This window comes from Enterococcus sp. DIV0240d, from assembly GCF_051711245.1.
GTDB classification, from domain to species: domain Bacteria; phylum Bacillota; class Bacilli; order Lactobacillales; family Enterococcaceae; genus Enterococcus_D; species Enterococcus_D casseliflavus.
Map to the genome: position 1 here is coordinate 649,301 of NZ_JBIOMG010000001.1, position 25,177 is coordinate 674,477.

Genomic DNA, 25,177 nt, shown 5'->3' on the forward strand with positions numbered 1-25,177 from the left:
GAAAAAGCACCAAGGTAAGGAGCGACTATGAAATTTTTTACGTCTGATACCCACTATTTTCATGCAGCCTTGCTCGGGGACAATGACTTTGCCCCACGCCCCTTTGAGACAGTGACGCAAATGCATGAAACGATGATCGCCAGCTGGAATGAGGTCGTGGCGGATAAAGATGTCGTCTATCATTTAGGGGATGTCGCGATGCACCCTGATTACGAAGCGGGCTTTCCAGAAATTGCTGCGCTGTTAGCACAGCTGCAGGGCAAAATCGTTTTTATCAAAGGCAATCATGATACCCGAGCTTTCTTTGCGTACTTGCGCAAGCATGATCCTGGTTGTTTGGGAGCCGAAAAGTATGCGTTTGAAGATGTCGGTGTCTTGCTGAAGTTTGCTCATCAGCAATTTATACTGACCCATTATCCTATGCTGCTGGGGATCACCAAAAACAGCCGCAATCTGCATGGGCATATTCATCATCACAGTGTACCGATCGCTGAGAATCTCAACGTAGGAGTCGATGCACCAGAATTGGCGTTTCTGCCACAGCCGCGTCCTTTTGGTCGGCCAGTTTCCGAAAATGAACTGGCGGTGTTGTATCATGCAAAACAACAAGAACTTACTAAGCTGGCTCGTTAACAGATAACAAAAAAAGCAAGCGTCCAAACAGATTTGGGCGGCTTGCTTTTTTTGTGATGACTTTGACAGCAAGCTTTGATTAAGGAAATTTTTTTGATAAAAATAAACTTTATATGTAAAAAATAATCGATTCCAAGAGTTATTATTTGATGGATATTTAAGAAATGTGTATGCTTTAAGTAGAAAGCAGTAAAGGAGGTTGCCAATGCGTAAGATTTCTAAAGTGATTTTTATCATCGGATTGCTTTTACTCTTACTTGTCTTTTATTTTGGGATCATCGCCAATCAGCAAGCGGCTTCATTGCCTGTTTACTTGATTCCTTTGGATGAATATCCTTGGGTCGGATCTTCCATGAGTATGCTGCTCTTTTGGTTATCTGTTGGCTTTGCCATTTTTACCGTGATCGCGCTCTTTGTCGTTTTGTTTTATCCAAAACGTTCGGACCGCTTGATCATTTCCCATAAGACAGGCGATTTAGTGATTCAGAAGAAGGCGTTAGAGCATTTTGTGCTTGAACGGGTGAAACAAGCAGATTTCATCCATCAGCCATCCGTAAAAATCAAAATCGTCAAGAATAAAGTATCCGTAAAAATCGATGGAGAAATGAAACAAACAGCAGCCATCCCGCAAAAACAAGAAGCATTGGTTGGTGAGATCAGCAGCAGTCTGCAGCAGCTTTTCGGTATCGAAAGCAATATCCAAACGGAAGTTGTCTTAAAAGATACGCAAGAAACGCCAGCAGCCCATGACCAGCCGCGTGTAGTTTAGGAGGAACAGGTATGAGTGAATGGTTCTACCACTATAAGATCCCACTTATCTTTGCAGGCTTCGGTTTGATCCTAGCGATCCTGTTTCTAACGATCGGCTTTTTGAAAACCATACTGCTGGTGCTGTTTACGGCACTAGGTATGTATCTGGGATTTTATCTCAAAGAAGTCGGATTCTTTGAACAATTTCAAAGACCGCGCCGTTAACTTTGGTAACATTATTAGTTTAATTTATATCAAGATTATAGTAGGAGGAATGTACGATGGAAAACCAAACAAAACCAACAACAGGTGTTAAAGGAGAATTAACTTACGAAGATAAAGTGATTCAAAAAATCGTAGGCATTGCATTAGAATCTGTAGACGGACTCTTAACAGTCGATGGCGGTTTCTTCTCAAATATTGCAGGTAAATTAGTCAACACCGATGATGTGACTTCAGGGATCAACGTTGAAGTTGGGAAAAAACAAGTGGCAGTCGATCTTGATATCGTTGCAGAATACGGCAGCGACATGACCACGATCTACGACCAAATCAAAGAGGTTGTTTCAACACAAGTCAACAAAATGACGAATTTAGACGTCATCGAAGTAAACGTGAACGTAGCAGATGTCAAAACACGTGAACAATTCGAAAAAGACTCTGAAACAGTTCAAGACAAAGTAAGCAGTGCGGCAGAAACAACTGGCGACTTTGCGTCAAAACAAACACGTAAAGCCAAAGGTGCCTTCAACCGAACAACGACGCGTATTCAAGAAAACAACGAACCACGCGTTCAATAATAGTAAGATAAGCAAAAGACTAGCTTCGGCTAGTCTTTTTTGTCGCAAAAATGGCGTGTTTTTGCAGCTTCAGCCGGTCAGAACATCAAAGCCAAAAGCTCCAATAATGGATTCCTTCTGCTTGAAAGACATCGTTAGGATAGCTTTTCTCATAATGAGCTTTTTTGGGGGAATCATTAGGATCGAATACTTGAACATTTCCTTCTTTGTTCAAAGCCAATACCATGATATGTCCTGAGGTCGTAAAGGTTCCTGATTGAACCGAGACCACAACGGGGATGCCTTGTGTCATTTTCTCATAGGCAGCCGCAAAGGAACTTCCTAAATCGGCAAATTGGTAACCAAAAGCTTCGGCAAACTGAGGAAAGATTTGCCAACTCGTTCCTTGTTTGGGAAGATAAAATTGATCGCCAGCCCACTTTAATAGTTTGTCAGGATTCGACGGATGATCCGTCCAAAAAGAATCGATCATCGCTAAAGAAGCAATAGCGCACCCGTTTGCTGCAAACGTATTTTGCGTTTCTCCATATCCATATGTGTCATTGCCCCAGCGTTGATCGGTTTGTACAATCAACGGCACTTGCTGCGTGTCTGCCATCGCTTGTTGAATCGCTTGATTGGCTTGGTGAGTGAACTCTTTTGAGACAAGCGCTGTCTGATCAAACGCAGCATCCCTGACCTGATCAATCACGTAATGAATGACAAAAACACCACCGATGAGAAAAAGCAGTAGCGCAAGGCTCTTTCTTTTCTTTCCGTTGTTTCTCCTAGTTTTCGATATCCCTGTGTGTGATCTCATGAAATGCCCCTCCTCATAAAGTAGTATCTAAAAGAAGTATAGTCTTTTTCTGATAGCGGCATTTCTGCTTTTCCTGAAGAATTCCATACGATTTTATGACAAACGACCGTTTAAAAGGTAAAATGCGGCTTCTTAGCATTCGCTTATCTAGTTGTCTTTGAACAATGGGAGTCGTTTGGATGGTTGTCGATAAGATACACAAAAAGCAGCGCTTCTTCTATTGGGCTGAATGGGGGGAGAACAGACAGCGGGTATCCTCCAGATGACTTTTCTAAAAAAGGAATTTATAAGAAAAGACAGCAAACAGTGAACTTTTTTGTGTTTTGTTGTATAATGCAAATTACTGAAAAGTTGCGACCTTCAAATCGTAGATGATTTCAGAATCTATAATTGAAATGATGGTGAAACGATCATGTCTAACGAAAACACCCGTGTGGTGGTTGGAATGAGTGGCGGGGTAGACTCGTCAGTAACAGCACTTTTGCTGAAAGAACAAGGGTATGATGTTGTCGGGATCTTTATGAAAAATTGGGATGATACCGATGAAAACGGTGTTTGTACCGCAACAGAAGACTACAAAGACGTAGCCAAAGTGGCTGCGCAAATAGGGATTCCTTATTATTCAGTGAATTTCGAAAAAGAATATTGGGACCGTGTATTTGAATATTTTCTTGCAGAATACCGTGCCGGACGGACACCAAATCCAGATGTCATGTGTAACAAGGAAATCAAGTTCAAAGCCTTTTTGGATTATGCGATGGATCTTGGTGCCGATTATGTAGCAACTGGCCATTATGCGCAAGTGACCGTTGATGAAAACGGCGTGACCCATATGTTGCGAGGCGTGGATAACAACAAAGATCAAACGTATTTCTTAAGCCAATTGTCACAAGAACAATTGAGTAAAACCATGTTCCCACTAGGCGGCATGGAAAAATCAGAAGTACGAGCGATCGCTGAACGGGCAGGACTAGCAACAGCCAAGAAAAAAGATTCCACGGGTGTCTGCTTTATCGGAGAAAAGAATTTCAAACAATTTTTGAGTAATTACTTGCCAGCGAAAAAAGGCAATATGGTTACATTAGATGGCGAAGTCAAAGGACAACACGATGGCTTGATGTACTACACCATCGGACAACGTCAAGGCTTAGGCATTGGCGGCGGCGGTGCCACTCAAGAACCATGGTTTGTCGTAGGAAAAGACTTAGCGACCAACACTTTGTATGTGGGACAAGGATTCCATCACCCCGCATTGTATGCAGATCGCTTGGAAGCAAGCCAAATCCACTTTACTACAGAACAAGACCGCGGCAGGGAATTTTCATGCACAGCAAAATTCCGCTACCGTCAACAAGATGTACCGGTAACGGTGCGTCTATTAGATGGAGATCGAGCAGAAGTGATTTTTGACGAACCAGTCCGCGCCATCACTCCTGGACAAGCAGTCGTTTTTTATGACGGGATGGAATGCTTGGGCGGCGGTTTGATCGATGCAGCCTACAAAGAAGCCAAAGAATTACAATATGTTTAACCACTAACACAATCAGCCCTAGCTAAGACCACTGAACCAATCAGTTGCACTTAGCTAGGGCTTTTTTTATTTGTACCAACGAATGTTTTGCGTAATCAAGAGAACCAAAAAATAGGTAGCCGATTATTCTTTGATCTTGAAAAGGTGGATCTGTTCGCTAAATGCAGCGACTTGTGCAGGATCGATCGTACCGTTTGTTTTCGAAAGCGCATTAGACATGCCACAAGCCATCGAATAGGTCAATGCTTGTTCCATTGGATACTGTTTATTCAATGCAACAGCCATGCCACCAACAGTTGAATCGCCACAGCCAGTCGTATTAACGATGGCGATTTTAGGAATCTCAATCTTATAAAAAGTCGACTGATGTTTAACGATTGCCCCATCGCCGCCTTGAGATACCATGACGGTGTCGATTCCTTCGAAAAGAGTGCTCTCTAAGACAGAGAAAATGTCTTGAGATGAATGTAATTTTTGACCTATTAGTTCTTCCAATTCCTGTTGATTCGGTTTAATAAAATTCGGACGAGCATTCGTTTGAGTCAAACAATTTTTTAGTTGTTCACCTGCTATATCCATGAGGATTGGTACCTGCTCACCTAATGTCTTACGGATGAATTGAAGCAATTGATCGTGAAAATGCCCATTATCAGAATTTACTGATCCAGAAATACAGACGACCGTGATGGGATGTTGTTCAATTAATGCTGCAAGGTGTTGGTAAAAAAGTTGTTCGTTTTTCTCCGATAGATAAAGTCCTTTTTCTACTAGCTCTGTATGGGTGTTACCGTCATGCATGATCGTGATCGCATTGCGAGAATTACCATCGATGGTTAGGAAATCCAATACATAACGTTCTTCGGCTAGTAAAGAATCAAGGATCGTTTTGCCTACAGGTCCACCTAAAATACCTGTCAATAAAACGTCTTCCCCAGATTGTGCGATGACTCTGCCAGCATTGATACCTTTTCCCCCAATTGATGTATGTGGGTTATCTACCCGATTTACTTGATCCAATTTCAACGAAGGAACCAAATAGTTGTAGTCCATGGAAGGGTTCATTGTGATGGTTAAAATCATTTTTGTTCCTCCTTGAGGATCTCTGTAAAGGAGCGATAATACTCAAAAGTAGTCTCAGAAAGTTTATCATCAGTGATCAAATAGTCGATATCTGAAAGTGAGTAAAAGGTGTAAACGTCGGAGCGATTAAACTTGGAACTATCCGCAACGATGCATTTTTTGCGGGAATGCTTGAAAGCGACTCGTTGAATCGAACCTTCAACAAGATTCGCAGTGGTGATATTATTTTCAAAGATCCCATTTGTAGCAGCAAAAGCGATATCGATATTTAGATTTTCAAAACTCTTCTCTGCCGTTTCCCCATAAAATTCTTCCGTCGTGCGGGAAAATTCTCCGCCTGTCAATAAGACACGATAGTCTGTGTTGTAAATCAAATAATTAAAAGCAAGCAAACTATTTGTGATCACGAATAAGTTTGCTTTTTTTAGTTCAGGTAAAGCGTGAAGCATCGTAGTTCCAGCACCGATATAGATAGTATCGTTGTCTGAAATGATACTGTTCATCACTTTTCCGATGAATTTTTTTTCAGCAACATTCGTATCGATTTTTTCTTGAGTAGAAAGCTCGTGTTCGATTTTTTCGAGTTTTTGGGCGCCACCATAGATTTTTACCAATAAAGATTGATTCGCTAACTCTGTAATATCTCTACGAATGGTCATATCGGAAACGTCTAATGTTTTGGCTATTTCTGCAATGGATAAGTAATCGTGCTGATTCACTAGCGCTAGAATTTTTTCTTGCCGTTCTTTCTTTAACATAGTTTCACCTCTGGTTGATTAACGATTTTTTTAAGTTTCTTTTTCAACTGTCTTCTTTATACATTAATTAATAGCATTTACTTTTGGAAAAAGCAAGGATAAATGTTCATATTTGTTAAAGTTTGATAATTTTATGTATCGATAAAAGTAATTATTTTGGAAAAAATACGAAAAGAAAGCGTTGACAAGAAAAATTAACTATTGTATATTTACATTGTAAAACACATTGTAACAAAGTTTAACAATATTTATCATTAAAGTTGAACAAGGAGGAAGAATAGGTGGGCTATACGAGCATGTTTGATGAAAGGCTGATTTTTCTCGACGTGGAAGGAGAGGATTTGAAAGAACTATTTGAAGAGATAGCCAAACGATTACAGGAACAAGGTTTTGTGAATGAACAGTATGTAGAAGGATTACTAGCAAGAGAACAAGCCTTTCCAACTGGGCTGATTACACAGTATTTGAATATTGGCTTGCCTCATTCAGAACCAGCGTATGTCGAAAAGCCTTTTATAGCGATCGTGCGTCTGAAAAACGAGGTGAAGATGAAGCAAATGGGTGACAGTCAAGAAATGCAGGTCAAGAATCTCTTTTTTCTAGGGATCAAAGAACCAAAAGAGCAAGTCGGCTTACTGCAATCGTTAATGGCATTATTTATGGATGAAGGATTTGTAAAGGCATTCATTGGGACACAAGAAGTACAGGCAATTTATCAATTAGTTACACAGTATACAAAATAAAATTTTTGGAGGGATTCAAGATGAAAAGAAGATTGATCGTAGCATGTGGAAGTGGCGTTGCAACAAGTCAAACGATCGCAAGTAAAATTGCTGGGATGCTTGAAGATGACGGGATCGATTTCCCCGTTGAAGCAGTTGATTACAAGTCGATCCAAAACGAATTGCCGTCGACAGGAATTTATGTGTATGTTGCACAGCCAGATGATGAAGTATTGGAAAAAGCGGCTGAGCTAGGTGTACACGTTTTTGCTGGAATTCCGTTTCTTACAGGTATGGGTATGGATACGATTTATGAAGAAATCAAAGAATTGATTGGCTAGCACAAAACATCCTATCAAAAGAAAGAAGTGAAAAAAATGCAAGTATTTCAAGACATTATCAATTATATTTTAGGTTTAGGTTCCGCTATTTTTGTGCCGCTAATCATTTTAATCCTAGGCTTGGTTGCAGGGATGAAATTCAAAAAAGCCTTTATGTCTGCGATCACGTTAGGTATTGCTTTTACTGGGATGTCGATGGTCATCGGCTTTATGTCAAATGCAGTTAGTCCAGCTTCCGAAGCATTGGCGAAAAATACTGGCTTGAACTTGCCTGCGCTAGATTTAGGTTGGACAGGAGCAGCAAGTATCACCTGGTCATGGTCTTATGCATTTGTTTTCTTTGCCGTCGTTCTTGGTGTGAATTTTGTCATGTTGATTTTGAACTGGACCAAGACGTTGAATGTTGATATGTGGAATGTATGGGGCAAAGCGCTGACTGCCTATCTAGTCTACTTTATCAGTGGGAGTTTACTTGCTGGGTTTATCACCGCCGTCGTACAGGTTATCTTGGAACTTAAGATGGGGGATATGTTCCAACGCCACATTGAGGACTTGACTGGTATTCCTTTAGTAACAGTGACCCACTTGATGAATATTTCAGCAGTACTTTTATTACCGATCAATGTGATTATGGATAAAATTCCTTTCTTTAATCGACGTGCCGATACCAAAGCCTTAAAAAAGAAAATCGGCATCTTCTCTGAAAATTCGGTGATGGGCTTTCTCATAGGCTTAGGCTTGGGGTTAGCCGCAGCCTATGGCGTGTCAGGTTCATTGAATTTAGCTATTCAAATCGCGACGGCAATGGCTTTGTTCCCAATGATCTCAAAAATGTTTATGCAGTCCCTTTCACCACTTGCTGATGCAATGTCGGAAATGATGAAAAAACGCTTTAAAGATCGGGAAGTTTACATTGGGTTAGATTGGCCTGTATTAGCTGGTCGCTCTGAGATTTGGGTCACTGCTATCTTGTTGGTACCTGTATTTATTGGCTATGCCATCATCTTGCCAGGAAATGCTGTGTTGCCTTTAGCAGGAATCATTAACTATTCGATCGCAGTAGGTGGATTATTGCTTACCGGCGGAAACTTGGTTCGTATGCTGATCATGGGGGTTATTTCGATGCCAATCTATCTATATGCAGCTACGTATTTGACGCCGATCTTAACGGGCTTAGCAGATCGAACCGGCGCAGTAGAAGGAATACAAAAAGGGCAGCAAATCACTTGGTCTTCGATCGAAGGACCAGAATTTCGAATTTTATTTGCAGAAGCGTTTAAAGGAAATATCTTGGGTATCGTCGGTTCCGTTGTGTTTATCGCAATGTTTGTCTGGTTGTATAAATATATGAGTAAGGTAAAGGTACCAAGTCAAAGATATGAAGAACAAGGGACCCAATCGACGCAAGTGCGTGCGACGAATGGCTAATATTTTCAAAAAGGAAAGGGCGACAGGAATGGGAAAGAGCGAAAAAATAAAATGGCAATTGCTTCTTTTTCTAGCAATTGGCTGCTATCTCTTAGCTTTGGTGACACAACAGTACCTATTTAATGTCGTAGCGATTGGTCTAGCAGTCTGTGTGTATAAATATGGCAGTCCAGTACTTTTTAAAGAATATGATGAACGGAAAAAGAAAAAAGAGGAAGAAGCAGCAAAAGTAAGAGAAGCTGTTCAAACAATCTTACGCAACAAAACGTTTGAAAAATAAAAAAGGTGGTCTTGAATATGTCAGATGGACGGATGATTTTTGAAAGAGAACGGGAAGATTTAGCACGAATCGTAAAATTGATTTTTACCAGGAAGAATACAAATGTTGCAGGCGGTAATTTTTCTTTTAAAACAACCGATGAAACTGGAAAAGAATACATTATTATGACACCAACTATGATGTCAGAAGCCTATTTAGGAGAAGTCTCACCAGCCCAGATTTTAGTCGTTGAGCCTCATACGAGAAAGGTGATTGATGGGGTAGGACAGCTGACACGAGAAATCAACTTACACGAAGCGGTTTATGATACGAATCCAGCGATAAAAGCAGTCTTACATGCCCATTCTCCTCACTCAATGTTTTGGGCAACCGCCGGATTGGATATGCCTAACTTAACGGAAGCGACCCAAAAAATTGGCTATATTCCTGTACTAGACTTTGAACCTAATTGCTCACCAGAATTAGCAGAATTAGTTTCTGATTATATGAAAAAAGAACAACTTGCCTTACCGAATATGTTACTCCTCAACAGTCATGGGGTACTGATCAGTGCGCCAGGAGCATCTGGCATCGAAGCAATCCATAAAGCTTTGCAAATACTAGATACCACGGAATGGAATGCGGAAATTGCCTATAAGCAAACGATTTTCCAATCTTTAGGCTTGTTAGATGGTTTTTACTCCAAAGGGAGACAAGTAGGAACCCTTGAAGACTTGAAAAAACATACACCGATTTATAATAAAGAAGAAATTTTTGCTGGTGGTGATTAGCCAGCAAGTAATCATCTTTTTCGATTGATAAAAATCCAAGAACATTCGTTTACGAGTTCTTGGATTTTATTTTTTTAGTCAAATTATGCTATAATTTAGGTAGAAAATGAATTTTTTTGATGCATTGGCATTTTTAAAAGAAAGGAGGAGCATGAATCGTACCAAAGCCAATCTCATGAAATCGGGGTTTGTCGTTAGTGTCGTAGGGGTGGTGATGCTTCATCAGGCTCAGGTCGTTTCAAGCCAAATCAACCATCTTGCCTTAGCCGTACTATTGGGTTTAGCCGGGTATTTGCTTGTTTTTAAAAAGTTCTACTTTTTGTCCTCTCAAATTGCGGGGCATTCCGATCAGTATAATCAAGCAGAAGTCAAGTGGGGCAAGATTGCGGGAGTTATCGCCTTCTTTATTGCTCTGATCAATTTGATTTTGGTCTTTGTGTGAGTGTGGCGGAAAAAAAGCCGCCAAAAGAAATCTTTGACGGAAACTGGGTTGCTTGGCTCATGATCGATCATCAAATTCGGCTTGGTGTGCTTGAAAAAAGCGGTAATACTGCTGGACACTAGCTAACTGGGTCCACTTCCGAACATCGACGGGCGTTTGATCCAAATCATAGATTTTGGCTTCCTTTAAAGACAAAACGAAAGGACTATGGGTAGCAATAATGAACTGACACTGTTCATAGCGAACAAAATCTTCCAGTAACTGCACCAGTTCCAGCTGACGCTCAGCAGAAAGAGAATTTTCTGGTTCATCTAATAAGTAAAGGCTGTTGGGACGAATCTTTTCTTGAAAGAAGCGAAAGGCACTTTCACCATTGGAATATTCTCGGACATTGTCGATCAAGTGCTTACGGGTGAATTTGGACTGTGTGTTAGATTGTGCAAGATTGATTTTCTTCAATTCATGGTAATCGTCAAAACCCGTGAAACGAAAGTCTGCATACTTTGCTTGGTAGTATTCTTGGAATACTTCTTCTCGGCGATGATCGATCCCTTGATTCAAGTTTCGAATAGCCAGCATGTAATCAAAGACATCATCGCTGGTCAAAAGTACTTTTTCTTGCGGTTCGTCGATGCTGCCAGTAGTACAGTAGGCTAAGTAGTCCTCGAAAAAATTCGAGCGATTATACGCAGCAAAGCGCTGCGCGTGGATCTTTTCGGCAATCACGTTCAATGCGGTGGTTTTGCCAGAACCATTGCCGCCATATAAGATCGTGACCGGTTCAAAATCGATCTGCTGAAAAAGGCGGGCACTGAGAATCTGAAAAGGGTAGTAAGAATCATAAACGGTTCGTTTGATGGAAAGGAAAAAATCAAACTCGGTCTCTTGATCGGGAAAAGTGATTTGTTCGAGATACATGGGGCACCTCCTGGCAATTTCGTGGTTGTCATTATTGTAGCATATCCATCGCAGACAAATTTTTTTTACGAGGTTAAAATAAATCTTGTTTGATATTTTTTTAATCTTTTGATGTTATATTCACAATAGGAAACATCTATGCTAGACTATAGGGGCATAGAAATGATGTAATCTTAAACAACCGATAAATCGTACAAAAAAACGAGGGTTTAATGAATTTTTAAAGCAATGTTTAAATGCTGAAACTTATTCCTTGCAAGTTTAAGTAAAAGTGACTAATATGAGGAAGGAATCGTGAAAGGAGCAATGGAATGTATCAAGTAGTAGTCATGTATGGGGACAATGAACCGTGGTGGTTTTTTGAGGGATGGCAGTCAGATATTCAAGAGGCGTTCACATTTGCAACTTTCAGCGAGGCGCAGTCATTTTATGAACAAAAATGGCAAGAAATCAGAGAAGAGTATTCGTACATAAATGCAAAATCAAACTTTATGACGGCTTTTTGGAATGAAGAAGACGAACGCTGGTGCGAAGAATGCGACGATTACCTCCAACAATATATTGGACTGGCATTGCTTAAAGAATATCAGCAAGTCGTCGATGAAAGCAGGAAAGATTTTTATGAAACAACTAATTCTAGCGGAAAAGCCAAGCGTTGCCAAAGACCTCAGCAAAGTTTTGGGCTGTGAGCAAAAACATAAAAATTATTACGAAGGACCCAAGGCGATCGTTACTTGGGCCCTTGGTCATTTATTGGGCTTGAAAATGCCTGAAGATTTAAACAAAGAGTGGGCATCATGGCAGATGGAAACGTTACCGATGATTCCTAAGTCCATCGGGATCAAACCGTTACCAAAAACCGGTCATCAACTAAAAGCCATCAAACAACTGGCTCAAAGAAAAGATGTCGGGGAAGTCGTGATCGCTACCGATGCGGGAAGAGAAGGGGAGCTAGTCGCTCGCTGGATTTTGGAGTGGGTTCGTTTTGACAAACCAGTCAAACGTTTGTGGATTTCTTCGCAAACCCCTAAAGCCATCAAAGAAGGCTTTGCAAAATTGCAGTCAGCCAAGCACTACGACAATCTTTACTACTCCGCCCTTGCGCGGGCAAAAGCCGACTGGCTGGTAGGGTTGAATGTCACCCGGGCATTGACGGTCAAATATCAAGACAATCTTAGTGCGGGTCGGGTCCAAACCCCTACCTTAGCTTTGGTGCGCAGTCAGGAAATGCAGATCGAGAGTTTCCGTCCGCAAACCTATCATGTGATTACCCTAAACGTAGGCGATGCCAAGGCCCGCCTGCAGCAAAAAAATCCCTATCAACTAAAAGAACGCAGCGACGCCGAAGCATTGGTCAAGCAAATGAGTCAACAAAATGGTCGCGTGACAGCGATCGAAGAAAAGGTCAAAACAGAAAGTGCACCATTGCCATACGATTTGACCGAGATCCAACGAGAAGCCAATCAGCGTTATGGATTTTCAGCCAAGAAGACCTTGTCGCTTGTTCAAAGCTTGTATGAAACCCATAAAATCGTCACTTACCCAAGGACGGATTCCAAGTATTTGACCAATGATATGAAGGCAACCATGAAGGAACGCCTGCAGGCAGTTGCGGATTTTGCCCCAGAAGTCAAAGGATACTTGAAAAATGGCGGACAAGTGGTGCAGCAAGCTGTCTTCAATGATAAAAAAGTTACCGATCACCATGCCTTATTGCCAACGGAACAGCGGGCACGTTATGAAAAATTAACTACCGATGAACAACGGATCTATCAAATGATCGTTAGTCGTTTCTTGATGCTCTTTGCGAAACCCCATAAAAAGCAGCAGCAGAAAGTGACCGTGACCTTTGGTTCAGAAACCTTTGTATTCAACCGCAATACCGTGTTAGAAGCGGGATGGAAAACGACTTCTGAAGAAGAAACCAGTGACATAGCTTGGCAAAAAGGCAGTATCGTCAAGCCTGAGTTCACCATCCAGAAAGAGTTGACCACACCACCTAAACCGTTGAATGAAGGAACTCTTTTAGGTAAAATGGAAAAACATAGTCTCGGTACGCCGGCAACCCGTGCGGAGATCATTGAAAAGCTGATCAAATCTGAGCTGATGGAGCGGACCCCAAGCGGCTTACAAGTATCGCCAAAAGGCAAGCAGCTGTTAGTCTTAGTCAATCCATCCTTGGTGACACCAGAATTGACGGAAAAATGGGAGAAGGAACTGGAAGCCATTGCGAAAGGCACCTATTCTGCCCAAACCTTCCTTGCACAAATCGAAGCAGACACAAAACAACTGGTCAAAGAAATCAAGCAAAGCGAAAGCAAGTACCAAGATTTCTCATTGACCCAAAAACGTTGTCCCGAATGCGGTGAACCCTTGCGGGAGAAAAATACCCGTGATGGCAAGATCTATGTTTGCTCCAGTGGCACCTGCAAGTACCGTCGTCGGAAAGACCCGAAAGTTTCAAACCGACGCTGCCCGCAATGCCACCGAAAGATGGAGATCATTGAAGGCAAAAACGGCGCCTATTTCCGCTGTAAATTCGATGGGACCACCGAAAAAATGGCGGATAAAAAGGAACGCAGCAAAAAGCTGTCGAAACACGAAGAACGCCGCTTGATGAACAAAATCAATCAAGAAGAACCGCAAGAAAGCCCATTAGCAGCTGCTTTAAAAGCTGCTATGGAGAAGAAATAACTGCATGAGGTAGAAAATGAAAAAGAGTGAGGACGATTTTGCTGTCCCTCACTCTTTTTTTGCATCCATTCATTCACTCATCTAGGCATTTTTTTGACGGTATTCTTTCGGTGAGATTTTTTCTTTCTTCTTGAACAAAAAGGAAAAATAATTTGGGTCATTGTAGCCAACATCAAAGGCGATCTCAGATAGCCGTAGATTGGTCGTTAACAGCAGTTCCTTAGCTAAGGTCAACCGTTGCTCGGTCAAGTATTCGATAAACGTAGAATCAGTGGCTTGCGAGAAGATGGTGCTGAAATGTGCTGGACTCAAATGAACTTTTTCAGCAACTACATTTAAGGAAATATTGGGATCAGAAAAGTGCTCACTAATAAAGGCTTTGGCTTGATTGATGACGCTTTGATATTTCGCCATTGCAGGATTGATGGGTTGTTTGGTTAATAATGGCAACAGTTCTGCCAGAGTCGTTTGATAGTTCTCTGGCTCATGGGTCAATGCCGCTAGATAGTCTAAGTCATGGGCGTGTTGAACGATCTGGGGCAACGAATGACTGTCTCTTTTCTTCAACAATGCCAGCAGTTCGACTAAGACGAACAAACGGTACATTTGCGTTCGCTCAACGGTTCCTTGAGGCGCCATCAATTCAGCGATCAGCTCAGGGATCGTCTGTTTCCCAGCATTTGCCAGCCGTGAAGCAAGGTCGGTTTTGAAAGGATTGGTGGGGGATAGTTCCCCTTCGCGAATGTCGTCTTCATAGCTGATGATTTTTTCCTTGCGGATGCTACCATAGGTTTTTAGCATGTCACGAGCTTTCTGATAAGAAAGAGAGATACCCGAGAAGCGATCTGCTACCGGTCCGATCGCCACTGCTACTTCTTCCCCAGAACCATGAACGAGGCTTTGAGCGATCTGATAGGCTTTTTCTAAAACTTGTTCTCGGTCATGGTCAAAAAGCAAAAACTTGATGAAGCGGCTGGACACACTGGAGAACAAGACGGCATCATCTTGTTCATAGGCTTTGGTCAGCTGCTGGCTAAAGCGAGTGTAGTCAGAAAAGCTTTGATTGAAGGGGGTTTTTGCTAATAGCACACAAAACTGTTTGCCTGAAAAGCGCCGGCCCAGTTCTTCTGCTTGCAAAAAGGCTTCTGAGATCGTGATCTTTTGTTTAAAGAGGTGATTCAGAAAGTGATTCTTTTTGATTTCCATTTCGAATAAATCGTCTTCTTTGGATAATTGCTGATGAGTGGCTTGTTGTTCATCTAAGTGTTGAACGACGGTTTTGATGGCTTGTTCTAATTCTTCGTTTTTGATGGGCTTGAGCAAGTAATCGTCTGCTTGCAGCTGCAGTGCCGTTTTTGCATAGTCAAAATCATCAAAGCCGCTAACGAAAATAATGCGAACTTGCGGCAATAATTTCTTGGCTTCTTTCGCAAAGACCAAGCCGTCCATAAACGGCATTTTGATATCACTGATAATAATATCAGGACGCAGATCAAGGATCGAAGCCAGCGCCAATTCGCCATCTGCGGCTTCATCGCTATAAACGATCGGGTATTGTTTGGCAAGAGTCATGATTTGGTGGCGCAAACTATCGCGAATCAGATGTTCATCTTCAACTATGAACACTTTGTACATGGTTGGGTTCCTCCCTTTTTGGTACTGTGACGTTAATCGTGGTGCCTTCTTGGTATTGACTGTGGATCGTCAGTTGCGCTTCGCTGCCGTAGTTCAGCTGGAGACGGCGATAGACGTTATATAGGCCATAGCCGCTCTCAGAGGCGGGATCAGTGGTTTCTTTAAGGTTACGACGAATCTCCTGCAAACGCTCAGGGTCGATCCCAACGCCGTTGTCACTGATGGTCATTTGAATCTGGTGAGGCAATTCTGACACTGTGATTCGAATCATGCCGACACGACGGACAAACTTGGTGCCATGATATACGGCGTTTTCAACAAGGGGCTGCAGGACCATTTTCAAAACCTGTAGTTCTGGACTGACGGTTTGATCTTCAATGGTGTAAGACAGCATCCTGCCATAGCGGATCTGCAAAATCTTCAAGTAATCGTCCACATGCCGCAATTCTTTTTCCAGCGGAATCCAGTCTTGCCCTTTGCTTAAGGAGATGCGGAAAAAATCTGACAGCGCATAAGTCATTTCGGTTGCTTGCTCGTAACGGGCAGCTTCGATCAAAGAAACGATCGCATCTAAACTATTATAGATGAAATGTGGAGTGATCTGGGCTTGTAAGACCCGCACCTCACTTTGGGCTAAGTGATACTGCTTCAAGGCATTTTCTTCCAAGAGCCGAGTCAAGTCATCTGCCATTCGATTCAAGCTACTCGTCAGAGTCCGCAGCTCTGGGGTTTCGGGCAGTTCTGCTCGGTAGCTCAAATGTCCTTGGGATAGTTCATTGGAAAGGTCTAACAACCGATCCAGCGGGTATTGCAGATTATCTCGAACAAAGCGGCGGTTTTTATTGATGATCGCAAAGATGATCAAAAGTAACACGACTTGAAAAAGGATCAGCAGCAACACGGATTGGACCAGTTCGTGATTGGTTTGGCTGGCTAAGCTGATCTCTACTCCGACAAACTGCTGCAAAATATCGGATAGCAAATCGATCACCGAATCCACTTGGATCATGACGTATTGGTTTTGTTCCACCGGTTCATCGTTGAGAATATTATCGATCAACTGTTGCTGATAGGTTTCTAAAGAATCGAGCGTCCGAAAGGCGACTGCTAAAATATTGAGTTCTTTGGCAGTGCTGGTATTTTCTTGAATGTGCTGCAGATCGCTCCTTAGTTCATCGATCACATTGGTTTCTTGAACTTGTGCGACGGTTTTTTGACCAAAGACTAAATCCCACATTTCTTCCAAGACAATGGCATCGACTTTTTCCGATAATTGATTGGCTTCTTCAATATTGTTGATGGTGTTTTGGTAAATAAAAATCTGCCGCGAGTAAAAGACACTGCTTACTACGAGGGGGATAAAGGCGACGAGGATCATCAGTTTGTTGGTCTGCTGGAAGATGCCCTTGATACTTTTTGTTTTCATCTTCATCTCCTCAATAATTTCTCGGTGGAATCTGATCAAAGTCCATATCACTGGAAAAAACTGTTTCATGGACATAGATTTCACGAGGAATGGCATCGGCGCCGCGAGCCAAGTAGCGCGAGATGGCATTTTTGACGAACACACCAGCATCTGGGTTGCATTCAACGACACAATTGACGATCCCTTGCTTCAATTTGTCGATCATTTCTTTTTGGGCATCGATCGATACGATCACCAAATCCTTCCCTGGCTCAATATCGGTTTTTTCGAGGGCTTCAAGAGCGCCAAGAGTCATCTCGTCATTGTGACTGAACAAGACATCGATCTGCTCCATTTTGCCTTCTGCGATGTATTGTTCAATGACTTCTTTGCCTTTGCGGCGAATGAAGTCACCATTTAGCTCATCTTTGACTTGGATCGTTACATTGTTGTGGGCATAATCACGCTTGATGGTTTCTCGGAACCCTTCTGAGCGCAAATACGTCGGAGAAGTAGCATCCAGTCCCGTCAATTCTAAAACATTGATCGTTTCATTTTGATGTTCTTTATAATAATTGCTGACGTAGAGACCTGCACGATTGCCCTCGGCTTTGAAGCTTGGCCCGATATGAGTCAGAAACAAGGAGGGATCGCTGACGTTGACATGACGGTCCACCACGAAAACGGGAATCCCCGCTTGCGCAGCTTCTTCCAAAATCGGTTCCCAATTGTTTTCCTGAATCGGGGTAAAGACGATGGCATCGACTTGATACACGATAAAACTGCGGATATCTTGAATCTGACGTTCTTGATTCATATAGCCGTTACGATAGAGCACTTCATAGCCTTCCTTCTCTAATTCAGTGCGAATCGATTCGGTGTGGCGCTTGCGCCAGCTGCTTTCTGTTCCCGATTGAGAAAAACCGATCACGATACTTTCTTCCGATGTTTCAGCGGTCGTTTCTTTGACTGCTTGGCAACCAGCCAAGAAAGACAAACACAAACAAAGGAGTAACCCAATTTTTATATTCCTCATTTTTTTCACCTCTATGGTCTATTCTACTAAAAAATACGGAAGCGCTTTACACAAAATATCAAATCAAATAAAAACCAAGGGAATCTTAAAAAATCCAAGATTACGAAAAGAAATGGGGGCAACTGAGTCGTTTTTTCTCAAGAAATCCAAGAAACCTCGAAAAAATCTAAATGTAAGCGATTCCTTAACTGGCTATACTGAGAATGTAAGAAAAAGACATGGAGGGATCACAATGAAAGGTACTTTTGGTAAATTGGTCGTCCTAGCATCCACCTTATTGGTTGGCGGATTGTTAGCAGCTTGTGGGAATGGATCAGACAGCGGGGCAAACGGTGACGGAGACAAAGGATTTGTTGGGATCGCGATGCCGACCAAATCGGCAGAACGGTGGATCGCAGATGGCGACAACATGGTAGAAGAATTAGAGAAGCTCGGCTATAAAACTGACCTGCAATATGGAGAAGACAAAGTAGAAAACCAAGTGGCACAAATTGAGAATATGATCACCAAAGGCGTTGATACTTTAGTGATCGCCTCGATCGATGGTTCGGCACTGACAGACGTGTTGGAAAAAGCCCATAACGAAGATATCACAGTCATCGCCTATGACCGTTTACTGATGAACTCGGAATACGTCGATTATTATGCCACCTTTGATAATTTTGGAGTCGGCGTGCTGCAAGCGTCTTATATTGAAGACAAATTGGGTCTCAAAGACGGTGAAGGACCATTTAACATTGAATTATTCGGCGGCTCTCCAGATGATAACAATGCACTGATCAATTATAATGGGGTCCTTTCGGTCTTCCAACAATACTTTGACAGCGGACAGCTAGTCGTTCCTTCTGGTCAAACCAACTTCAACCAAATCGCTACTTTGCGTTGGGATGGTTCAACTGCGCAAGCTCGGATGGACAACTTGTTGAGTGCCAACTATACGGATCAAACATTGGATGCCGTTCTTTCACCTTATGATCCAATCAGCCTAGGAATCATTTCATCGCTTAAAGGCGTTGGCTATGGTTCTTCCGATAAACCACTACCTGTGATTACCGGTCAAGATGCGACGGTGGCAGGGGTGAAATCGATCATCGCGGGCGAACAGACCCAAACGATTTTCAAAGATACACGGGTGTTGGCGAAAAACACGATCGAAATGATCGAAGCCATCACCAATGGCGAGGAAGTGCCAGTCAACGATACGGAAACCTATGACAATGGCGTCAAAGTCGTACCAACCTACTTGTCAAATCCCGTTTCTGTGGATAGCGACAATTACAAAGAAGAACTGATCGATACCGATTACTATACAGAAGAAGAGCTAGGCATTTAAGCAAGAAGCGCTGATCCAGCGAGAAAAGATACTAGTTTCCCCGAAAGCAGTAGGGAAGAACGAATCATCCCCAATATTCGTTCTTTCCGCTTTTCTTACAAAGGCAGCGCACCACTTTTACATAAAATGGAAAAGGGTGAAAGAACATGGCAGATAATATTTTGATGATGAAAGGCATCGTCAAAGAGTTTTCAGGGGTTCGCGCCCTTGATAACGTCAACCTCTCGATCGAGCGAGGAGAGATCCACGCACTGTGTGGAGAAAATGGCGCTGGCAAGTCCACGCTGATGAATGTCTTAAGCGGACTCTATCCTTACGGCAGCTATGACGGAGAGATCTATTATGAAGGGGAGTTATGCAAGTTCAAAGATTTGCGAGACAGTGAGGACAAAGGAATCGTTATTATTCATCAAGAGTTAGCATTAAGTCCTTACCTGTCGATCAAAGAAAATATCTTTCTAGGAAACGAACAAGCCAAACACGGCATCATTGATTGGGATCTGACCGAAAAGAAAACAGACAACCTCTTAAAGATTGTTGGCTTGAAATTAGACCCGAATACGCTGGTTTCACAAATCGGTGTCGGGCATCAACAGCTGGTGGAAATTGCCAAAGCATTTTCAAAATCCGTCCGATTGTTGATTTTAGATGAGCCAACCGCGGCGTTGAATGAAGAAGAAAGTGCCAATCTGTTAGAGCTGATCAAAGAGTTCCGCAACCAAGGGATCACCTCGATCATCATCTCCCACAAGTTGAATGAAATCGTCAATGTGGCGGATCGCATCACGATTTTACGTGACGGGCAAACGATCGAGACGCTGAGTGGTGCCGAAATCTCTGAAGAGCGCATCATTCGCGGCATGGTTGGCCGAGATTTGACCAATCGCTACCCAGAGCGGAACCCCACTATTGGTGAACCGTTTTTTGAAGTCAAAAATTGGACGGTCCATCATCCAATCGACCATACCCGTGTGGTGAATGAGAATTTGAACTTGATGATCCGCAAAGGAGAGATCATCGGCATCGCCGGTTTGATGGGTGCGGGACGGACAGAGTTTGCCATGAGTGTCTTCGGTCATTCCTACGGCAGTTCGATTTCGGGGGAAGTCTATAAAGACGGCCAACCGATTTCTGTCAAAGACGTGCCAACCGCCATCAAAAATGGGTTAGCCTATGTGTCGGAAGATCGAAAAGCGCTGGGTTTGAATCTGCTGATGGATATTCGCGAGAATACCACCATTGCTAGTCTTGCCAAAATCAGCCGCCAAGGGGTCATCGATAAAGAAAAAGAAGTCACGATGGCTGAAGAATTCCGCAAAAAAATGCGGACGAAAACCAATTCGATCTATCAAAACGTCGGCAGCTTGAGCGGCGGGAATCAGCAAAAAGTCGTTTTGGCAAAATGGCTGATGACCACACCAGACATCTTATTTTTAGATGAACCGACCCGTGGGATCGATGTCGGGGCGAAATACGAAATCTATACGATCATCGAAGAGATGGCAGCAGCTGGCAAAGCCATTTGCATCATCTCCTCGGAGCTGCCAGAACTATTAGGCATGTGTGACCGAATCTATACGATGAACGAAGGCCGCTTCACTGGCGAGGTCCTGCGGGAAGAGGCGGACCAAGAACGATTGATGAATCTAATGACATTAGAAGAGAGTGGGGTTTGAGATGGAAACAACCAATAAATTAAAAAAAGAACGCAGCCATTCGCTGAAAGAAAAGGCACTGGAAATCTTTAGCAAATACAGTATGATCATTATCTTAGCAGTGCTGCTGGTGGCCTTTCAGCTCATGACCGACGGGATTTTCTGGCGGCCGCTGAATATCACCAACCTCGTGTTGCAAAACAGTCATATTCTCGTTTTGGCAGCTGGTATGCTCTTGGTCGTCTTGTTAGGACACGTTGATTTATCCGTAGGGTCCGTGATGGCGTTTGTCGGTGCGATTGCAGGCGTCTTAATGGTCAATAACGGCATCAGTCCTTGGCTGGCAGTGCCTCTTTGCTTACTGATGGGCGCAGTGATCGGTGCCTGGCAAGGCTTCTGGGTCGCGTATGTCGGTATCCCAGCATTTATCGTGACCTTGTCTGGTTTACTGATGTTTCGAGGACTGACCCAAGTCGTCTTAGGTGGTCAATCATTGGCGCCGTTTCCCAAGGCATTCCAACAAATTTCTACTGGGTATTTGCCAGATATTGCAGGCGGTCAGATCCATTTACTTTCCATGATTTTAGGTGTAGTGATCACGGGCATCCTGATTTTAGGCCAATGGCGGACCCGTGAGCGTCGCAAAAAAAATCTTTTTGAAGTGGAATCAATGGCAGCATTTGCCTTTAAAGCCGTCTTTACTGCGGTCGTATTTCTCGGCGCTACCTATATCTTTGCCTCTTATCAAGGGTATCCGATCATTTTGATCGTCTTAGGGGTGATCGTGGCTGCTTATGGCTTTTTGACTAACAAAACCGTTGCTGGTCGTCAAATCTATGCAACCGGCGGCAACAAAAAAGCAGCCGAACTTTCTGGGATCAAGACGAAGAAAATCACCTTCTGGGTCTTCGTGAACATGGGGATGATGGCAGCTTTGGCGGGCTTGGTTTTAGCCGCTCGGTTGAACGCAGCCACCCCGCAAGCAGGAACGTCAATGGAATTAGATGCAATGGCCGCAGTGTATTTCGGCGGTGCTTCCACCTCAGGCGGTATTGGTACTGTGATGGGCGCGATCGTTGGTGGGCTCGTGATGGGTGTCTTAAACAATGGGATGTCGATCTTAGGAGTCGGTGTCGATTGGCAGCAAGCCATCAAAGGATTGATTTTGCTGCTGGCCGTCGTGTTGGATATCTACAATAAGAAAAAGAAAATATCGTAGGAGGGCCTGTTTATGGAGGAACAAGCACAAAAGACGATTTTATTGATTTGTACCGCAGGTATCACTACGGGTCTCTTAGTGAAAAATATGCAGCGAGCTGCAGATGAAAAAGGATTAGCCGTGCATATCTATTCGGCACCAGCCATCATTGCTGAACAGATCCTGCAGCAGCAGACTGTCGATGCCTTGCTGATCGGTCCGCAGTCGAAGTACGAAGTCAATCGATTGAAAGACTTTCTCATGGTCAAAGCGGTGCCTTATAAATTGATCAAAGAAACAGATTACGAGTTGTTAGATGGCGAAGCTGTCCTTGCAGACAGCCTGACCCTCTTGCAAAACGATCGCTAACCAGCAGCTTGGCAAAAAGCTAGGTGGTCAGCAGTTGAATAGGCTCCCCAGAGTAGTGCTTGTCATCCCCTACAAGCACTACTCTTTTTGTGGTGCTTTTTTGCCTACACTAGCCAAGAAAGCCCCTCTTAAGCAGCAATGCGTGGCAAGCCCGTTGGTTCGTTTTCTCGTGTTTAGGACATCGCATCATAGACAAACAAAAGAGAAGTTGAGGGGGAAGAGGACGAAGCTGACACCACGCGTATGTTGTCTAAAGGCAAGTGATGGGCGAGTGTTTCACGTACTTAAAGCATCGAGGCTGTGGGCGGTAGAAGGGGGGAAATGAGCTGCTTACACCGCTTCTGGTTTCTCGTTCGTAACTAAGCGTTTCGTAGGAAACACAACGAAACCCAAAAACAGACAGTCTGCTGACTGTCTGTTTTTAGGGGATACAAATAAGGAATAAAAGTGGATATTAGTTAAATGCGACTGCCTAGGGGGCAAATCCGAGAACAGTGCATGGTAACTACAAATTAAGGAAGTGTGATGACATTTTCTGAATCTTTGTCGAAGAAGTGTGCTTTGTTGATGTTGAAAGCCAAATCAACTGTTTCACCTGGACGGTGGAAGTCACGAGCATCAACTTTCGAGATAAATTCAGTCGCACCTACGCGTGTATAAAGCATCGTTTCTGCACCTAATAATTCAGATACGACTACTTCGGCACGTACAGTTGCTTCAGGAGAAGCTTCCAATGCGATTTGTTCACTGTGAATATCTTCTGGACGAATACCAAAGACTAATTGTTTGCCTTCGTACCCTTTTTCCACAAGAATCTTGTTCTTGCCTTCAGGAATACGTAAGTTCAAGCTTTGTCCATCAGAGATCATACCGTTTTTCAACGTAACATTGAAGAAGTTCATTGCTGGTGAACCGATAAAGCCGGCAACGAAAATGTTTTTCGGTGTGTTGTAGACTTCTTTTGGTGAACCGATTTGTTGAATGAAGCCATCTTTCATGATAACGATCCGGTCAGCCATGGTCATCGCTTCTGTTTGGTCATGGGTTACATAGATCGTCGTTGTTTCTAAACGTTGGTGTAATTTTGCGATTTCCGCACGCATGGCAACCCGCAATTTCGCATCTAAGTTTGACAACGGCTCATCCATCAAGAAGACTTTGGCATCACGGACGATGGCACGGCCTAGGGCAACCCGTTGACGCTGACCACCTGAAAGGGCAGCTGGTTTACGATCTAAGTATTCTGTCAATCCTAAGATCTCAGCGGCATTTTCTACCCGTTTTTTAATTTCTTCTTTGTCGTATTTACGCAATTTCAAACCAAATGCCATGTTGTTGAAAACAGTCATATGGGGATACAATGCGTAGTTCTGGAAAACCATCGCGATGTCGCGGTCTTTTGGTGCCACATCGTTCATTACTTTTCCACCGATGCTCAATTCGCCTTCAGAAATATCTTCTAAACCAGCGATCATTCGAAGCGTTGTTGATTTTCCGCAACCAGAAGGTCCAACGAAAACGATGAATTCGCGATCTGCGATATCTAAATTAAAATCAGTTACCGAATACGCATCATTATTATCATATTTTTTGTGGATATTTTTTAAGGCCATTTCTACCATTGGGATTACCTCTTTCCATTTAGTTTACATGAACATCATAAATGAAAACGCTTCGAAGGTGCAACGGAAACATGCACAAGAAAAAAACGTTTTCTTGTGCATGTTGTTTAATTGCTCTGATGGGTGAACTGATCGATCAATAAATAGCAAAGCAGCAGATCATCCATATTTTTTAAATTTAAACGTGTCAGTGTTTGAAACTTATCGATCTTATATAGGAGAGAATTCCGATGCATGAACAGTTCTTTGGCTGTGGAGCTTGCATTGCCTTGATTGCGCCACAGTGATTGAATGATCGTTTCGGTCTCTTCTTCAAACCAATCTAGATATAAGGTACGAAACAAGGAAATATACTCGGAAAAGCCGTTGCGAAAAAGAGAGAAGACCACTTTGGGCAGATCCATACTTTTACTGGTGGTTTTCGTTTTTAACTCATTTTTGAACAGGGTAGACTCACTTGCCCATAAGGTAGTGAAATCGTGGCGCGGATGATGGAAGGGACCGACGAACAGCTGAGAATAGCAGTCGAAATCCATATCCAAAGCGACGAATAAGCCGTCGAGATCTTCGATGGGCAAATTGGCACCATCTTGTTTTTCTACGATCACTGCATGGTCTTCGGTGAGGAAAAAAAGATCCACCACGCTAGGGAGCATTTGCTGAATCTCTGCGAGCCATTCGGATTGCAAAGAGTCGATGGTTCGGGTGAAATGAACTTGCAGCAGGCGAATCCACTCCGGCTCTTGAACGGGCTGATGTTCAAATAAAATCGGATACCATGGATGGTTTCGGTTATCGATTTCTGGTTGCAAAGAGCCGTTTCCCAGTTGGATCAGCAATTTTTCACTGTCACTTAATTGGTCAGTTGGCAGCCAAATATATTTTTTGCCGAATGCGATGGATTCGATATCCTTCGTTGTGGCAACTTTGTCATGCAACGTTGCCTGGGGGAAACGTGCTTTGATGTCATTAAAAGAA

26 protein-coding genes are annotated in these 25,177 nt (G+C 43.0%); 17 read left to right on the forward strand and 9 right to left on the reverse strand.

Annotated features, from left to right (window positions below; all coding sequences use genetic code 11):
• Positions 1-27: 27 nt before the first annotated feature.
• The 4 genes from IGJ25_RS03070 (at position 28) to IGJ25_RS03085 (ending at position 2,183) form a co-directional block, all read left to right on the forward strand.
• Positions 28-633: a metallophosphoesterase gene (locus tag IGJ25_RS03070; protein WP_005227234.1), complete on the forward strand. Its 606-nt coding sequence runs from the start codon at positions 28-30 to the stop codon at positions 631-633.
• 205 nt (positions 634-838) lie between these two features.
• A complete protein-coding gene (gene amaP / locus IGJ25_RS03075) occupies positions 839-1,402 on the forward strand; it encodes an alkaline shock response membrane anchor protein AmaP (protein WP_060792382.1) in 564 nt (187 codons plus the stop codon).
• An 11-nt stretch (positions 1,403-1,413) separates the two neighbouring features.
• Positions 1,414-1,608, forward strand: coding sequence for a DUF2273 domain-containing protein (locus IGJ25_RS03080; RefSeq protein WP_005227236.1), 195 nt, complete (start codon positions 1,414-1,416; stop codon positions 1,606-1,608).
• Positions 1,609-1,664: 56 nt separating this feature from the next.
• Complete coding sequence (locus IGJ25_RS03085; RefSeq protein ID WP_005227237.1) at positions 1,665-2,183, forward strand: Asp23/Gls24 family envelope stress response protein; 519 nt, start codon at positions 1,665-1,667, stop codon at positions 2,181-2,183.
• An 85-nt stretch (positions 2,184-2,268) separates the two neighbouring features.
• On the opposite strand, the gene IGJ25_RS03090 is transcribed toward IGJ25_RS03085, so the two are convergent.
• The gene (locus IGJ25_RS03090; protein WP_010748697.1) at positions 2,269-2,982 is read right to left on the reverse strand and encodes a C39 family peptidase; all 714 of its coding nucleotides are present in this window, start codon (positions 2,980-2,982) and stop codon (positions 2,269-2,271) included.
• A gap of 412 nt (positions 2,983-3,394) precedes the next feature.
• Between IGJ25_RS03090 and mnmA the strand changes: the two genes are divergently transcribed.
• Positions 3,395-4,513 carry a tRNA 2-thiouridine(34) synthase MnmA gene (gene mnmA, locus IGJ25_RS03095; protein WP_034695311.1) on the forward strand — a complete coding sequence of 373 codons (1,119 nt, stop codon included), beginning with the start codon at positions 3,395-3,397 and terminating at the stop codon, positions 4,511-4,513.
• A 123-nt stretch (positions 4,514-4,636) separates the two neighbouring features.
• On the opposite strand, the gene IGJ25_RS03100 is transcribed toward mnmA, so the two are convergent.
• Positions 4,637-5,593, reverse strand: coding sequence for a 1-phosphofructokinase family hexose kinase (locus tag IGJ25_RS03100; protein ID WP_010748699.1), 957 nt, complete (start codon positions 5,591-5,593; stop codon positions 4,637-4,639).
• Complete coding sequence (locus IGJ25_RS03105; protein WP_005227243.1) at positions 5,590-6,351, reverse strand: DeoR/GlpR family DNA-binding transcription regulator; 762 nt, start codon at positions 6,349-6,351, stop codon at positions 5,590-5,592. The genes IGJ25_RS03100 and IGJ25_RS03105 overlap by 4 nt, the downstream gene beginning before the upstream one ends.
• Before the next feature lie 281 nt (positions 6,352-6,632).
• Here IGJ25_RS03105 and IGJ25_RS03110 point away from each other — a divergent pair, with 281 nt between their 5' ends.
• From IGJ25_RS03110 to IGJ25_RS03135, 6 genes are all read left to right on the forward strand, one after another.
• Entirely contained in the window at positions 6,633-7,094 is a 462-nt protein-coding gene (locus tag IGJ25_RS03110) for a PTS sugar transporter subunit IIA (protein WP_005227244.1), read from the forward strand.
• 20 nt (positions 7,095-7,114) lie between these two features.
• Positions 7,115-7,414, forward strand: coding sequence for a PTS sugar transporter subunit IIB (locus tag IGJ25_RS03115; protein ID WP_005227245.1), 300 nt, complete (start codon positions 7,115-7,117; stop codon positions 7,412-7,414).
• A 36-nt stretch (positions 7,415-7,450) separates the two neighbouring features.
• On the forward strand, positions 7,451-8,842 hold the full coding sequence (locus tag IGJ25_RS03120; protein WP_010748700.1) for a PTS galactitol transporter subunit IIC: 1,392 nt from the start codon (positions 7,451-7,453) through the stop codon (positions 8,840-8,842).
• 28 nt (positions 8,843-8,870) lie between these two features.
• Positions 8,871-9,122, forward strand: a complete 252-nt coding sequence (locus IGJ25_RS03125) for a hypothetical protein (protein WP_008376154.1) — start codon at positions 8,871-8,873, stop codon at positions 9,120-9,122.
• A 17-nt stretch (positions 9,123-9,139) separates the two neighbouring features.
• Positions 9,140-9,892: a class II aldolase/adducin family protein gene (locus IGJ25_RS03130; RefSeq protein ID WP_010748701.1), complete on the forward strand. Its 753-nt coding sequence runs from the start codon at positions 9,140-9,142 to the stop codon at positions 9,890-9,892.
• Positions 9,893-10,043: 151 nt separating this feature from the next.
• Entirely contained in the window at positions 10,044-10,334 is a 291-nt protein-coding gene (locus IGJ25_RS03135; protein ID WP_010748703.1) for a hypothetical protein, read from the forward strand.
• 57 nt (positions 10,335-10,391) lie between these two features.
• Here the strand turns inward: IGJ25_RS03135 and IGJ25_RS03140 are convergent, their stop codons facing one another.
• A complete protein-coding gene (locus tag IGJ25_RS03140) occupies positions 10,392-11,252 on the reverse strand; it encodes an AAA family ATPase (protein ID WP_010748704.1) in 861 nt (286 codons plus the stop codon).
• A gap of 311 nt (positions 11,253-11,563) precedes the next feature.
• Here IGJ25_RS03140 and IGJ25_RS03145 point away from each other — a divergent pair, with 311 nt between their 5' ends.
• Positions 11,564-11,941 (forward strand): DUF1033 family protein, encoded by a 378-nt coding sequence (locus IGJ25_RS03145; RefSeq protein WP_005227251.1) that lies wholly within the window; start codon positions 11,564-11,566, stop codon positions 11,939-11,941.
• Positions 11,874-13,946 carry a DNA topoisomerase III gene (locus IGJ25_RS03150; RefSeq protein WP_438779092.1) on the forward strand — a complete coding sequence of 691 codons (2,073 nt, stop codon included), beginning with the start codon at positions 11,874-11,876 and terminating at the stop codon, positions 13,944-13,946. The genes IGJ25_RS03145 and IGJ25_RS03150 overlap by 68 nt, the downstream gene beginning before the upstream one ends.
• Before the next feature lie 81 nt (positions 13,947-14,027).
• Here IGJ25_RS03150 and IGJ25_RS03155 read toward each other — a convergent pair whose 3' ends face one another.
• From IGJ25_RS03155 to IGJ25_RS03165, 3 genes are read right to left on the reverse strand one after another with little or no spacing between them, the layout of a single operon-like run.
• Complete coding sequence (locus tag IGJ25_RS03155; protein ID WP_010748705.1) at positions 14,028-15,581, reverse strand: response regulator; 1,554 nt, start codon at positions 15,579-15,581, stop codon at positions 14,028-14,030.
• Positions 15,559-17,007, reverse strand: coding sequence for a sensor histidine kinase (locus tag IGJ25_RS03160; protein WP_010748706.1), 1,449 nt, complete (start codon positions 17,005-17,007; stop codon positions 15,559-15,561). The genes IGJ25_RS03155 and IGJ25_RS03160 overlap by 23 nt, the downstream gene beginning before the upstream one ends.
• 10 nt (positions 17,008-17,017) lie before the next feature.
• Positions 17,018-18,022: an ABC transporter substrate-binding protein gene (locus IGJ25_RS03165; protein ID WP_016609598.1), complete on the reverse strand. Its 1,005-nt coding sequence runs from the start codon at positions 18,020-18,022 to the stop codon at positions 17,018-17,020.
• Positions 18,023-18,254: 232 nt separating this feature from the next.
• On the opposite strand from IGJ25_RS03165, the gene chvE reads away from it, so the two are divergent.
• From chvE to IGJ25_RS03185, 4 genes are all read left to right on the forward strand, one after another.
• A complete protein-coding gene (chvE, locus tag IGJ25_RS03170; protein ID WP_005231478.1) occupies positions 18,255-19,355 on the forward strand; it encodes a multiple monosaccharide ABC transporter substrate-binding protein in 1,101 nt (366 codons plus the stop codon).
• A gap of 146 nt (positions 19,356-19,501) precedes the next feature.
• Entirely contained in the window at positions 19,502-21,031 is a 1,530-nt protein-coding gene (gene mmsA, locus IGJ25_RS03175) for a multiple monosaccharide ABC transporter ATP-binding protein (RefSeq protein WP_005231476.1), read from the forward strand.
• Between the two features lies 1 nt (position 21,032).
• Positions 21,033-22,229 (forward strand): multiple monosaccharide ABC transporter permease, encoded by a 1,197-nt coding sequence (gene mmsB, locus IGJ25_RS03180; protein WP_005227258.1) that lies wholly within the window; start codon positions 21,033-21,035, stop codon positions 22,227-22,229.
• A gap of 12 nt (positions 22,230-22,241) precedes the next feature.
• Positions 22,242-22,577 carry a PTS sugar transporter subunit IIB gene (locus IGJ25_RS03185; protein ID WP_010748708.1) on the forward strand — a complete coding sequence of 112 codons (336 nt, stop codon included), beginning with the start codon at positions 22,242-22,244 and terminating at the stop codon, positions 22,575-22,577.
• Between the two features lie 512 nt (positions 22,578-23,089).
• Here IGJ25_RS03185 and IGJ25_RS03190 read toward each other — a convergent pair.
• Together IGJ25_RS03190 and IGJ25_RS03195 are read right to left on the reverse strand one after the other, a co-directional pair.
• Complete coding sequence (locus IGJ25_RS03190) at positions 23,090-24,199, reverse strand: ABC transporter ATP-binding protein (protein ID WP_005227260.1); 1,110 nt, start codon at positions 24,197-24,199, stop codon at positions 23,090-23,092.
• Positions 24,200-24,306: 107 nt separating this feature from the next.
• Positions 24,307-25,137 (reverse strand): helix-turn-helix domain-containing protein, encoded by an 831-nt coding sequence (locus tag IGJ25_RS03195; protein WP_010748709.1) that lies wholly within the window; start codon positions 25,135-25,137, stop codon positions 24,307-24,309.
• Positions 25,138-25,177 lie beyond the last annotated feature (40 nt).